General features: G+C 45.4%; 13 protein-coding genes. 7 read left to right on the top strand and 6 right to left on the bottom strand.

Annotation, left to right across the window (positions count from 1 at the left end; translation table 11 throughout):
* Positions 1 to 494: 494 nt before the first annotated feature.
* On the bottom strand, positions 495 to 1,967 hold the full coding sequence (ltrA, locus tag QWZ07_RS25535; RefSeq protein ID WP_192854744.1) for a group II intron reverse transcriptase/maturase: 1,473 nt from the start codon (positions 1,965 to 1,967) through the stop codon (positions 495 to 497).
* A 232-nt stretch (positions 1,968 to 2,199) separates the two neighbouring features.
* Positions 2,200 to 2,343 (bottom strand): hypothetical protein, encoded by a 144-nt coding sequence (locus QWZ07_RS25530; protein WP_192854745.1) that lies wholly within the window; start codon positions 2,341 to 2,343, stop codon positions 2,200 to 2,202.
* Positions 2,344 to 2,907: 564 nt separating this feature from the next.
* On the opposite strand from QWZ07_RS25530, the gene QWZ07_RS25525 reads away from it, so the two are divergent.
* The 3 genes from QWZ07_RS25525 to QWZ07_RS25515 all read left to right on the top strand — a co-directional run bounded on the left by QWZ07_RS25525 (position 2,908) and on the right by QWZ07_RS25515 (position 5,847).
* Positions 2,908 to 3,255: a helix-turn-helix transcriptional regulator gene (locus QWZ07_RS25525; protein WP_225998621.1), complete on the top strand. Its 348-nt coding sequence runs from the start codon at positions 2,908 to 2,910 to the stop codon at positions 3,253 to 3,255.
* Positions 3,249 to 4,565 (top strand): type II toxin-antitoxin system HipA family toxin, encoded by a 1,317-nt coding sequence (locus QWZ07_RS25520; RefSeq protein ID WP_261891713.1) that lies wholly within the window; start codon positions 3,249 to 3,251, stop codon positions 4,563 to 4,565. Before QWZ07_RS25525 ends, QWZ07_RS25520 begins: the two co-directional genes overlap by 7 nt.
* A gap of 532 nt (positions 4,566 to 5,097) precedes the next feature.
* Positions 5,098 to 5,847, top strand: a complete 750-nt coding sequence (locus QWZ07_RS25515) for an alpha/beta fold hydrolase (RefSeq protein WP_192854761.1) — start codon at positions 5,098 to 5,100, stop codon at positions 5,845 to 5,847.
* Between the two features lie 538 nt (positions 5,848 to 6,385).
* Here the strand turns inward: QWZ07_RS25515 and QWZ07_RS25510 are convergent.
* From QWZ07_RS25510 to QWZ07_RS25495, 4 genes are read right to left on the bottom strand one after another with little or no spacing between them, the layout of a single operon-like run.
* Complete coding sequence (locus tag QWZ07_RS25510; protein WP_192854587.1) at positions 6,386 to 7,666, bottom strand: MATE family efflux transporter; 1,281 nt, start codon at positions 7,664 to 7,666, stop codon at positions 6,386 to 6,388.
* A gap of 44 nt (positions 7,667 to 7,710) precedes the next feature.
* On the bottom strand, positions 7,711 to 8,052 hold the full coding sequence (locus tag QWZ07_RS25505) for a hypothetical protein (RefSeq protein WP_192854589.1): 342 nt from the start codon (positions 8,050 to 8,052) through the stop codon (positions 7,711 to 7,713).
* Between the two features lie 44 nt (positions 8,053 to 8,096).
* Positions 8,097 to 8,804 carry an orotidine-5'-phosphate decarboxylase gene (pyrF, locus tag QWZ07_RS25500; protein ID WP_192854591.1) on the bottom strand — a complete coding sequence of 236 codons (708 nt, stop codon included), beginning with the start codon at positions 8,802 to 8,804 and terminating at the stop codon, positions 8,097 to 8,099.
* Positions 8,805 to 8,813: 9 nt separating this feature from the next.
* Positions 8,814 to 9,971: an aminotransferase class V-fold PLP-dependent enzyme gene (locus QWZ07_RS25495; RefSeq protein ID WP_192854593.1), complete on the bottom strand. Its 1,158-nt coding sequence runs from the start codon at positions 9,969 to 9,971 to the stop codon at positions 8,814 to 8,816.
* Between the two features lie 288 nt (positions 9,972 to 10,259).
* On the opposite strand from QWZ07_RS25495, the gene QWZ07_RS25490 reads away from it, so the two are divergent.
* The 4 genes from QWZ07_RS25490 to QWZ07_RS25475 all read left to right on the top strand — a co-directional run bounded on the left by QWZ07_RS25490 (position 10,260) and on the right by QWZ07_RS25475 (position 13,199).
* Positions 10,260 to 10,967 carry a hypothetical protein gene (locus tag QWZ07_RS25490; RefSeq protein ID WP_192854595.1) on the top strand — a complete coding sequence of 236 codons (708 nt, stop codon included), beginning with the start codon at positions 10,260 to 10,262 and terminating at the stop codon, positions 10,965 to 10,967.
* Positions 10,960 to 11,565: a dTMP kinase gene (gene tmk / locus QWZ07_RS25485; RefSeq protein ID WP_192854597.1), complete on the top strand. Its 606-nt coding sequence runs from the start codon at positions 10,960 to 10,962 to the stop codon at positions 11,563 to 11,565. The genes QWZ07_RS25490 and tmk overlap by 8 nt, the downstream gene beginning before the upstream one ends.
* Positions 11,555 to 12,388: an orotidine-5'-phosphate decarboxylase gene (gene pyrF, locus QWZ07_RS25480; RefSeq protein ID WP_192854599.1), complete on the top strand. Its 834-nt coding sequence runs from the start codon at positions 11,555 to 11,557 to the stop codon at positions 12,386 to 12,388. Before tmk ends, pyrF (QWZ07_RS25480) begins: the two co-directional genes overlap by 11 nt.
* Positions 12,389 to 12,536: 148 nt before the next feature.
* A complete protein-coding gene (locus tag QWZ07_RS25475; protein WP_192854601.1) occupies positions 12,537 to 13,199 on the top strand; it encodes a hypothetical protein in 663 nt (220 codons plus the stop codon).
* Positions 13,200 to 13,211 lie beyond the last annotated feature (12 nt).

Here is a 13,211-nt window from a genome sequence, read left to right as displayed (position 1 = left end):
TAACATTTTAATATCGTGCAGGCACGAATTCACACTTTCACTGCATCCCAAGAACATCACTTAACCAAATGAAAAATAAGAATATAATGCAGTATAAATCCGATTTTTCAGGTGCAAACCGTGCAAACACACATTGCTTCCAATTCAAGGCACGTTATCACTGAAGAACTTCCATTTAGTTATCGACTATTCAATAGCTTAAAAACACTTTAACAACGTATTCGTGCGTAATTGTGTTTGAAGATCAGTCTCTAGTGGTCTAGTAAGTTAGAACTTTAGGCATGAGGAAAAGTAAGACAAGTTCCTGAGTTTGAATCTGAGTTCATCCCTCTCTGGCTCACTTTGGGGCATTTTCGTGTTCCCCCCCCCCGCCAGAACACCTCTGTCGAGTAGACGACACTTGTTACCAAGTGCCGCCCCTCTAAGAACCGTACGTGCAACTTTCACTGCATACGGCTCAAGCCTCCACTAAGGCATCATTGATACCCAGCAACTTATAACGCAGTCGGGACAGGTTCTTTCCAAGAGTTGCGGGCTAGCCTTTTGGGTTTTCTCTTCGCCAAGTATTCTTGGTATTGAGGATCAAAAGGGGTCGCTGCACTCCTGATTTTTACGTGTCGCTCGATGGGCACTTTCGCTATTTGGAACAGATTGAAGTGACAGTCCATGTTCATGATTTTCTGCCAACCGTGAAATTGCCACTGGCCTTTACGATTAAGAAAATACTTGTGAACAATCCAGTCTTTGGACTTAGTTGGATGACGTCTAACTGCCCAGTGCCATAGCGCTTGGAATACTTTGTGGCCGACATACCCGAATACTTGTTTGGCAACACAGTGGCGATAGTAACTCGCCCATCCTCTGAGTTTCGGATTTATCAATTTGATAAGGTCATTAACAGGGATGGTTGCGTGCTTTTTAATGAGTTCTCTTAGATTTCTCAAGAATAACAACGTGTTGGATTTACTCGGTTTAATGAGCAATTTCCCTTTGTACTTCCTATGATTGAAGCCCAGAAAGTCAAAGCCATCATCAATATGAGTGATCTTCGTTTTCTCTTCGGAGAGGGTTAACCCTCTTTCTGCCAGAAAGTCAGCAATCAACGGTTTGATATCATTCACTAGCACCTCCTTTGAAGAGCAGGTGACCACGAAATCATCCGCGTAACCGATAAAGTTGGCCCTAGCACCCTTTTTCAGGGCTGTAGATTTTATTTGTTGCTCTATTCCCGCGAGAGTTATTAGCATCAAAGTTGGAGAGATTATTCCACCTTGAGGTGTACCCTCATCGGTATCGTAGAACAGTCCCTTATCCACATAGCCAGACTTTAACCATTGCTCTAACATACGTTTATCTACCGTGATATTGTTCATAAGCCATTCATGCCCGATTTTGTCGAAGCAAGCTTTAATATCTCCCTCAAGAACCCATTTCGCTGATCGCTTTAGAGCCAAACATTTGAAGCACTGACTGACCGCGTCAGCCGTGCTGCGATTTGGCCTAAACCCATAGCTATTGAGGTCGGCAAACGTTTCGGACACAGGCTCTAATGCAAGAAGGTATAGAGCTTGTTGCGCTCTATCAATCATGCATGGAATGCCTAATGGCCTGAGCTTACCGTTCTTTTTGGGAATGTAGATACGTTTGAGTGGTTTTGCAGAGTAAGCCTTGCGACTCAGTTGATTGACTGCTTTCATACGGCGTGCATCTGTGTTCCAGATAACACCGTCTATTCCAGACGTTTTACTGCCTTTATTCTGAGAGACTCGTTTAACCGCAAGAAGCTTGGCTGAACGAGAATGAGTCAAGAGCCACTGTAAAGACTTCACCTTACCGTATTTCTTTTCTCTAGTTGCTTTTGCGATACGCATTTGAAGCTTTAATACGTGCGCTTCAACGGATTTCCAGTCGATGGACTGCCATTGAGCGCCGTCAGAAGATGCACTAATCTCTTTCGAGACCATCATTTGCTTTTCTCCTTGAATAAAGTTCTTCAAATTCTCTCGCAATGGGAGACCAGTCGGAAGTGGGCTCACTTTCGTGATCAGACATAAGTCTGTATCTGCATCATTACAATGTAGCTTTCGCTTTTTCCGACCTCCTATACCTGCATCACTATCGGCCACAAAGGCTTTCCCAAAGGGAGTGATACAGGCTTACCCTGTTCCGTATGTCGCGCAATGTCAGGTTAGATGCCCACTATAGTGCGGAGAGTGCGGCGACCACGAAAAAGTACTGTCCAACCTCTTTCCAACTCTCATTGCCTTTTGGCCACAGCGTATTAACCACTTCCGCTGCTTCATCATATAACGCACCTTGAATGGATTCACATACGTTCATCATACTGACTCCCTAGCACTTACCCGAATTGTGGTTTTCAGGAGGAACGTCCTCTCACGATTCTTTTCCCACTCAGCCCAACGGCCAAGTTTCGTTACATTGTCCGAGCCGCTGCTTTATTCAGGCTCGTAGGTTCATCTGGTGATACAGACGGTTCACTCGTTAAGCGGTGAACAACGCTTCATACGACTTCAGGTCGCACGGACATAACTGTGTTACAAAGCGACTTATGTGAAGGTTAGGACACAACTATCGGGCGGGAAAACAAGTTAAGTCAGATAGAAGCACAAGCTACTCAGAGTTCTCTATTACGACGAATCACCAAACGGCACCCTAATAGATTAAGATTAATAGCCTCGCATGCGGGGCTTTTTCTTGCATAATAAACACCAATCGCACTCTTAATGCCTTTTTTTACGTTCACTACGTGTTATAAATGCTCACTATGACCGTTTTTAAAGGCATTACATGCTCTGATATTTTTTGTTATCATTGCTGTGTAATGACTGCTTTTTAAGTCATAATCTATATTAAAATTACTTAACGATTGAATTTTAGGTCATTATGATGAAGTCGAATATATACGCAATGTCAGATGAAGCACTGATCAGTGAACTTGGCCGTCGAATCGAAAGACGAAGACTCGATCACCGTTCGTCACTTACTCAAGCACAGTTAGCTAAAAAGGCCGGAATCAGCCGGTCAACATACCAAAATATGATAGAGGGTAGATCAACCCTAATAAACGTCATCAAGGTACTCAGAGTGTTAGATTCATTGGAAGGCATTGAATCTTTCCTACCAGACCCTGGAATTAGCCCAGTACAACTTCTCAAAATGAAAGGGAAAGTACGCCAAAGGGTAAAGCTGGCCTCAACGCCACAACAACCTAAAGAGGAGGACTTAGATTGGTAGGCAAGAAATACGACACAGCAAAAGTCAGTATATTCGGTAAAGATGTCGGCGCTCTAGCTGAAGATACTACGACCGGAATCGTTAGCTTTGAATACTTCGATGAGTGGCTAAAAACTGGGTTTGCCATTTCACAAAGACTCCCTCTTGAGGCTGGCGCGTTTAGTTTTCCCACTCTGAATTATCCAACCTATAAAGGCCTACCTGCAGCCTTCGCAGATACTCTACCCGATGACTTTGGTAATGCCGTAATCAATGCCTGGCTTGCACGCCAGGGCCGAGACCCACAATCTTTCAGTGCATTGGAAAGACTGCTCTATACCGGTTCACGAGGTATGGGAGCTCTTGAGTACACACCCGCATTAGCTGACACGAATAAAAAACAAGATGAATCAATTAAACTCGACTCACTTGTAGCAATGGCACAACTCGTCCTTGACGAAAGAAACAACCTAGATGAAACCATCATCAATGAGCAGGAAGCGGAGCAAGCCTTAACTGGCATCCTTCAAGTCGGCACCTCAGCTGGCGGTGCTAGAGCTAAAGCGGTTATCGCAGTCAACTCAGATCGCACGCAAATACGCTCAGGTCAGGTAAATGCTCCCAAAGGCTTCGAACACTTCCTATTAAAGTTTGATGGCGTTGTCGAACGCTCATCCACTAGTGAGGTATTTGGTGATCCTAAAGGCTTCGGCTTAATGGAATATGCCTATTACTTAATGGCCAAAAAAGCCGGCATCAATATCTCACATTGTGAATTATTAAAAGAAAACGGGCGTGCTCACTTCATGACAAAACGATTTGACCGCGTTGGAAACGAAAAAGTGCATTATCAATCTTTATGCGCTATGGATCACGCAGATTTCAAACAACCTGGCGGTTACAGTTATGAGGAACTCTTCACCCTATTGCGCTCACTGAGACTTGATCGACTATCAGCACTTGAAGTGTTTAGACGCATGGCCTTTAACGTGATTGCCCGCAACCACGATGACCACACAAAAAACTGGGGATTCGTTATCAATAGTACGAACAAGTGGGAACTCGCGCCAGCATTCGATCTAGCATATAGCTACAAACCCGGATCGCCTTGGGTAGAGAGCCATCAAATGTCGATCAACGGTAAGCGAGACAATTTTACCAAACAAGACTTACTAGGAGTCGTACCTCCATCACTACAAGGTGAGGCAGAAGCTATTTTAAGTGAGGTTCATGCCACCGTGACAACATGGCGAGAAATAGCAAGAGACGTAGGTGTCGAACCATCGTTCCTTGATGAAATAGAGTCCAACCACAGACTCAATCTAGTATGATTACGATCGCTCCTTCGGGAGCGTTTGCTCTCTACCTGAATATTTGAAGTATCAACTTAACAAACAAGTGAATCGAAGCACGCAGTAAGGTGCTGACGATCCCGGCAAGTAACTTCCTATAATGAGAGGCTTGTTAGCAGGGATTACCAAATACAAGCAATTCAACACCTCATAGAAAAGTATAACGATACATCAGTATCGTCTAGCAAGCTTTTGGACAAAACCTTGCCAGTGCTTTTGCTAAATTAGAAAATCATCAATAACTACAGGTATGGCAAATTTACTTGTGAAGAGCTAGTGCGATGAGTAACATCACACTAGCAAAAGTATTGGTTTATGTTAGGTGCGTACTAAGTGACGTTACGTTAAATTAAGTTCCTCACATTAAGCGACATGCAGCCATCTAACATTCAAAAATCGGTTTAAGTCTTTGATTTCAAATTGACCATGAAAGATTAAATAGGCATAAATAAACGTGTAAATACGGCCGTTCGCCGTAGAGAAAGCGTTAGGATTCCGAGAGGTTTTTGGTATGACTACTGAAATAATATTACTAAGAGGTTTATTTCGAGGAAGTTATCATTGGGGTAATTTCACGGAGCGTTTATCCACTATTTTTCCTGATTGCCCAATTAGTTGTATTGATATTCCCGGCAATGGCTATTTGTCTTCGGAAATATCTCCAAATACCATTTCAGGAATGGTAGAAAGTGTTAGAAATCAACGCAATCGTCAAGGGAAAGTTCTTATCTTAGCTGTTTCAATGGGAGGGATGGTAGGTCTTAAATGGGCAGAATTATACCCACAGGAGGTCGAGTCAGTCATTTGCGTTAATACAACGGCAAAGGACTTTAGCCCTTTTTACGAAAGACTATTGCCACGAAACTATTTAAGAATTGTGAAAGCTTTGTTTTCGTCGTCGTTGAGTCGAGAAGGTGCGATTTATCAGATGGTTTCGAACCAACCATTTAATCGAAAGACAGTCAACGAGTGGGCGAACCACGGTCAAAAATATCCGATAAGTGTTGCAAATTTTTGGCGACAATTGAGAGCTGCTACTGGGTTCGTAGTCTCGAGGCCACAATGTGAACTACATTTTGTTGCTTCGTTAAATGATGGGCTTGTGAATTCTAATGCCACTCAAGCGATGGCTAAGAAGTGGGGTGCTCGGGTAATAGTTAATGAAATAGATGGGCATGATGTAGCGTTAGACAACCCTGAGTGGTTGCTGAAAGTTGTAGGGTCCATTTGGCTCAAAGCCAAACAAATTGTTCAAGAGTGATTCGCAACGCGTGCCTACAAAAGTCGGTGTTTATTATTCCTATTATGTAAAATCTGTGGGTTTGCTATCAGAAACAGCCCTTAAAGCACGTCAAACGCTCTTAGCGAAGATTTTAGACGCTTAATCAAGCGATATAATTCCATACTGTCTTAAAAATTTATAACGATTTCAGAGCGATTTATAGGGCAAAAATCAGCGTGTTCATTTGGGTCAAGAACAGCACAATGACCCCCATTTTTCGTACTTTGTGAGTTTTGGGTGTCAGATTAGTTATATTTGGTCAAAATTCACTCGACCGATAACGTAGGCTTTTTTGGCGAAACCAATAATGGGGCATTTCTGAGTTACGTCGTCCCGCCAGTAAGGTGCTGGACAAAAATCAGTTACTGAATTTTGAATATTAGCAATTCATGAATAACTACAGATATGGAAAGTCCCTTAATTTGGTGTCCAGTATTAATGGTGCAGATCATTGCATTTAGTGTGTTAGCACACATTCTTACCAATGTCTTTCGACGCGTTAGACTGGGGTGCTATCTTAACGGTTAAATCTACCACCTTGATAACGTGAGCGAGCCTCTATCTTCCTTTGCTCAAAAGCTCTTCTTAGTAAGCACAACGTTAGTGTTTCTGCGACTACCACGGCCATGACATACCCAATAATCTGTCGGATATCGACGACCACTAGCAGCCAAACCATCGACGACTGCAAAAAACACCTGCCGAGCACTTCATATGTCACCGCTACACGATGAAAGCCAAACACCTTGAGATAAGACACAGAAAAATAGCTACTGAGTGATTTCATCCCCAGATCTAACGAAACCATGATTAAAGTACTGCTCAGCATCAGATCCAGAGCTATACCTGACACCGATACACTAATGATAGAAGCGAAGAAAAAGAACACCATAGACACGCGGAGAAAGTAGTCAATCTCATGAGAATAGGACACTACGACAGACATAGGGTCGTTTTTAATGTCCATTTTAGCCATGACAGCAATCATTGATGCCACCGCATTCATTACCGTTAAGGCCATGCCCTGAATGCTCATGATCATTGAATACCCCGCAAATGTCTCGCTTGGCAGGCGGGCCAGATGTGCATAAAGAAATACCGACGCCGCGCTCCCCCCAACACTACTGGCAAAGGACGTGCCAAACAGACCCGATATTTTTTTCAGTATCACTCGCCGGTCAATGGACGCAGTTGTCTGACCTTGTCGTGCGTGAATATGTTTGACCGTATGAAAGCCCATCCAGAGCAACCGGACAAAGCGGGCAATCAGACTCCCGAGAGCGGCACCTTCAATCCCCATCGTCGAAGGATAGATCAGCCAATAGGACACTAGTACATTGATGGGCACTTCAATCAAAAAACCCGTTAATGTGACCTTGGTTTTGCCATAACTGCGCAGAAAAAAACCACAACATAGGGTCATTTGGGTCACGGGGAGAGAGAATACGAGCCACGATAGATAGGTCGAGACCAGTGTGTTGAGAGCCGGTTTACTCACCACTGCGTCGACAATCACCTCGATGTTCAGCCACAGCGAGAAACCCATCAATACCGAAAGCAGGGTTGCCATCGATAAGGCCAGATAAAAAGCGTTAACGTTGGCGGCATCCTCTTCGCCTTTCAACGCGATCACTGATTGCGCAAAACCGATCTGAATCGACAGCAGCACCATCAGAATCCCGCCAGATAAGGCGACAGCAGACACTTCTTCTGTGCCGAGTTTGGCTAGTAGTAACAGGTCAAAGTATGACAGTGACGCGGTCAATACCCCCTGAACAATCAAGGGGAAGACCATCATGTCGAACGCCGTCGGATGGTTGATTTTATTGAACGACGTGCGTATCAAAAGGCCACGACTTTGGGTTCAATGCAGGGGGAAATCATCTCACCCACTTTTGTCATCACGGTTAGAAAGACGTCTGGAGAGGAGATGCTATTGGCGTTGATCACGCCGCTTTCATTGACATGAAATGAAATGCCATCAACTAGCACTTGCAGTCGTTTGAGACGAGTAAAATGGACCGGATGATAACCAAAAGTAACCATCCGGTCCTTTAACTGAGCTAATCGGACCGTCCCCTCTAGATGCATTTTGGTCGCCAGGCTGGATTGTTCAGCACAATATTCATGAAGCACAATCTGTTTTTGCTCAGCGAGATGACTGATTGGATTATCAATGTTCACGTTTTTTCCTCACCAATAACGGATCGCCAACTGGCACTCTTTTTTTAGGCCAAAGACAACGTCTTAGCTTCGTAGGTTTTGAGCGCTTGCTGGGTTGCGGCTTTGATGTGTTTGACTGTCTCCACGGGATCTTCGGCTTGATAAATCGCACGACCAATGATCTCAAAGTCCGCCCCGGCCGCGATCGCATGGCCGTATTTACCGCCTTGCGCCCCAACACCACAACAGACAATGGTCAGACCCGGCCCCACGAGATCTCTCACTTGTGCAACCACTTCTGGGCGGTTACCCGGCGCTTGGACGCCGTCGAGTCCCAAACCTCTTGCCATTTCCGCAAAGTCTTGGGTAAAAGAGGCCGAAAAATCCAGTCCGCCCGGGTTGGTCAGTTGAGTGATCAGGAAAATTTTGGTCTCTGGGGCGGCCTGCTGCATTGACTGAATGGCGTCCACCCCGATAAAGCCGTGCGCCATGACCCCATCGGCACCCGCCTCGGCGGCCAATCGGATTATTCTGTCGTTGGTGACCGGGACATCGGCAATCTTGATGTCCGCAAAGACAGGAATGCCGTAGCGCGCTTTGATGTCGGTGATCACGCTGAGCCCCTCTTTAAGAATCAGCGGGTAGTTAAACTTGATCACATCCACATCATCACTGATCAGATCTAAAATACGAAACGCTTCGGCTTTCGATTTCACATCCACGGCAAACATAATGCCCGTTTTCCTAGGCCATTTCTTGGCAGGTACTCTCATTGCAACTCCTTACTTGATTAATTCGAGACTGTCGCAGAAATAGTCGACATCCTCAGTGGTGGTCATGGTTCCTATGCTGATCCTGACACTGCCTTGCGGATAGCTGTTGGCGATTTTGTGGGCGCTGACCGCACAATGAAACCCGTCTCTGGTTATGATGTTGAAATCCTGCAGCAGAATCAAAGAGAGATCTTTGGGTGACAAGGGTGGGACGTTTATCGTCACCACCCCATGGGGCGTGCACGATCCGGGCAGGTAAGTCACGACGTGGTCCATGCCCTCCAATCTGTCGATCAAATAGCGGGTCAGCGATTTAATGTGGTCTTCAATTGCCCGGATGCCTTTCGCGGACAAATGCTCCAGAGCACCACGCAGACCCACAATCCCCAACATATTTGGCGTGCCCACTTCAAATTTGTGCGGCCCCTCTTCGACCATCACAGGTTCAATACTTTTTATCCCCGTCCCACCGAACTTAATGGGTTTCAACCTTGATTTGCACTGGTGCGAGAGATAGAACCCACCGATACCCGATGAACCGAGCAAGGACTTATGCCCGGGAAAAGCGAGAAAATCTATGTGGCTTTGACTGACATCGATAGGAATACTGCCAATAGACTGAGATGCATCGACAGCAAAAATGATCTCGGGGTGATGTTTAGCTATGACACCGATTTCAGCGAGCGGAGATTCAATGCCTAGCACATTTGACACATGGTTAATAATAACAAGCCGGGTATTTTTCTGGAGCAGTTCACTTATTTGCTGAGTGTCAAAACCTGACTGTAGAGAGGCGTGACAAGTCGTTACTGAAATATCTCGTTCTTCTTTCAGAAAATTAAGTGGTCGAGTAACAGAATTATGTTCACAGGGAGAAATAATGACGTGATCACCTTTATTCAGAAAACCAAATATAAGGTAATTCAGTGATTCTGTCGCACCTGACGTAAAATATATTTCTTCGGGTTTACATTTTATTAAATCGGACAGTAAACCGCGAGTAACGTCAGGAATAGAATTAGCCTGATCCGTAACATCAAACGCACTACGGTTGAAGCTTCCGCAGCCATACTTGGTATGAAAACTGATCCGTTCATGAACCAAATTAGGCTTGGGATAAGATGTGGATGCGTTGTCCATATAACAGATACCTTGTCCATCTAACATTTTATTACCTTACAATCATTAACTAGCCTTAAAAAGACACTAATACAAACTCTTTCAACAACACCACAACCAAATTTTATTTAACTATTTGGTTGTGGTTATTATACTATTACACAACATTAAAAATATAATTAACAATCTATGATAAAGGTTGACAGAAAAATTAATTAATAATTAATAATTAATAATTATCTTGATTAAATTATTAATTATTGCTTAAGGTTTTTATATTGATCTATTATATTTAACCCCTCTTAGCTGTATTAAAAAAATGGTGACCACAAATACATGACAAATATACTAACTAATCTTATTGAAGAAATAAGACATAAAAAGTCAGAGCATGAAATAAATAACCCATCTTCTCCATTCTGGTTAAAAATTTCCAATCTAATATCTAAAATCACGCCAAGTGAATTATTAAATTCGACGGTAGAACATGTTAAACAAAGTCAATATCCGACTGGAAGTTGTCTTGTGCACGAGAATGGTTTTTTCAAGATTTCTCTGTTCAAAGATAGCCAAACGGAATTGCAGATCAGACTGCACTTCTGGCCAGCTGGCTCGCAGGACACCAATATCCATAATCACCGCTGGCACTTCGTCTCTTGCATCATCAGTGGCAGCATGACATTTACCAACTGGGAGACGGCCACCGACTTGGACTCGTCTCAGGACATGACGCTTTATGAGGTGTCCGATGCGAGCTCTGGACTGGTCAAAACTAAGACTAACCTTGGCTCAACACGCCTGATGGCCCATTCCCAGTACATGGTCAATACGGGTACCTTTCATTACTGCCACAAAAACACGTTTCATTCCGGAAAAACCAATCAGGCGACCATCACCTTGATGATCACCGGTGCCCCAACCAAGCCAAGTACGCGAGTGATTTTTCACAGCGAGGCACGCCAATCCGTCCCCAGAACGGCCCTATCAGTCGAACAACAAATTGATCTCCTAACCCAAGCCACAAAGGAACTTACGAGTGAATAACAGAGGGAAGCTAATAGTCATCTGCGGGATCGACGGCTCAGGAAAAACAACCCTTGAGGAGGGTCTTGCCCATTGCTTGCAGGAGCAAGGAATCGACGTTCTCCAAACCAAACAACCTTCCGATCGGTATCGCAATGACCATCATGTCCGCGCCTACCTGGATACAGGTGTTCGTGGGATCAGCATGGAAGCGATGGCGTTACTGTCCGCTTACGACCGATTAGAGCACATCGAAAAAGTCATTTTACCAGCCCTAGAATCGGGCACCTGGGTGCTCTGTAACCGGTATGTGTATTCTGCTCTGGCGTATTTCAAACACCGCGGGGTGGACATCGATTTTGTCAAAGCAATCAACGCTCAAGTGATGGAAGAAGATTTCGCTTTCCTGACCGATCTGCCTGCGTCAGTCGCGTGCGAACGAGTGCGCGCGAGGGACGGCAGCACGGCCAAATTCGAAGAAAAAAACATCGAGTTTATGGAGTCGGTCAGGCAGACGCTACTGGACGTCTTCCCCCCTCAGTATTCCACCCTAGATGGCACCATGACGAAAGCGAAACTATTAAACCTAGCATTGGACCACATCCAACATGAGATTTAACGAAAAGCTATCCAACCGTATCCAACAACAACAGTCCTTTCTGTGCATAGGCCTCGATCCGGACAAGGCAATCCTGAGTTATTACGGTTTTCGCGATGATATATTTACCTACAACAAAGCCATCATTGATGCGACCCATCATTATGCCGCGGCCTACAAACCCCAGTTTGCCCACTATGCGGCCATCGGACAGGAAAAACAGCTGCAACAAACCATCGCTTACATTAAATCTAAGTACCCGACCATTCCGGTGATCCTGGACTCGAAACGAGGCGATATTGGCTCGACGGCCAGCAACTATGCGCTCGAATCTTACGAACGCTATGACGTCGATGCGGTCACACTCAATCCTTACATGGGACTGGAGACTCTCGCCCCCTACTACGATTACCAGGACCGAGGTTGTGTAGTGTTGGTCAAAACCTCTAACCCCGGCTCGAAAGACTTTCAAGCTCTGTTACTCGCCAATGGTGAAAAACTATACCAATCGATCGCCAACGCGGTGTTAGCCAAGTTTGACGAAGCACAAACCTTGTTCGTCGTGGGGGCAACCAGCCCTGAGGAACTGGCCCAGCTGAGACAAGCACACCCCAACACTACGTTCTTGGTTCCGGGATTCGGTGCCCAAGGAGGCGATTTGGAGGGCGTGATTCTATCTGGCATGACCCGTGAGGGGCAAGGGTTGCTGCTCAATGTCTCCCGAGGTATTACGCTCGTCAACGATGTTGAAGACTTTGCCAGCTACCTAAAACAAGTCAAGCTGAACGCCAAAATTTGGCATGACAACATGAAGCACTTGAGAGAGAAATATCATGGAGAATGAGTTCAACAAGCACCTGTTGTCTTTTGAGTCTGGTGTAAACTCAACGCAATATGAATCCTATCGCAAGCACTTTCACCGACCGGTTATCCAACATATCCGGTGTGCCAGGCCCGGTTGCTTACACCGACATTGGCAAACCGGGACACCGATGAAGGCCACTATCACAGTTCAGGAGTTTTTCCACAACCTAGGAATAGAGCAAGCCTTTCTGGGCAGCGATCAGCACTCTTTCCAAGCGCTGGCGTATCAGGCTATCAACCCCTGGGGATTTGTCGGTTACCAGTTTGGCGAAGAGCTTATGATGACATTGGGCTACTACAAACCTAAACGAGTGGCCGTTGCGGGCGAGAGTACCGCGCGCCCCCAGCACTACTCGTACCTCGCGAACGAGCAGCTCTGGTCAAAGGGCACGACTCGACGCCTTCATCAGGGACCCTATGGGCCCTTGCGTGTGACACATGTTAACGAGTGGCAAGGCGTGTTCACGGGTAAGGAGGGCGTCACCGACTTTTCAACGCTGACCACGCCATCGGCTCAGAATGCGATACTCAAGTCCTCACAACAGTTCCATTTAGCCGTGCTCCTTGAGCATTTTGGTCTCAGCAAGTTGCAATCCATGATCCAGGCAACCCCGCTCCTCAGTTGGTCTGGGGTTCTGGCCGCCGCTCACTTGTGTGGTACAGAAGGCATAAAGCGTTACCTAGAACACAAGCACGCCACAGTCGATGAACTGGGGACAAGTTTGGATTTCTATCTATCGAAGTTTCATAGTTTGGACTGCGATATCTCACAACTCATCAACGAATTGTAAACGGAATATTTC

Source organism: Vibrio lentus, from assembly GCF_030409755.1.
In the GTDB taxonomy this organism is placed as follows: Bacteria; Pseudomonadota; Gammaproteobacteria; order Enterobacterales; family Vibrionaceae; genus Vibrio; species Vibrio lentus.
The sequence above is the reverse complement of the archived record's forward strand: the minus strand, read 5'-3'. Positions and strand labels throughout refer to the sequence as shown.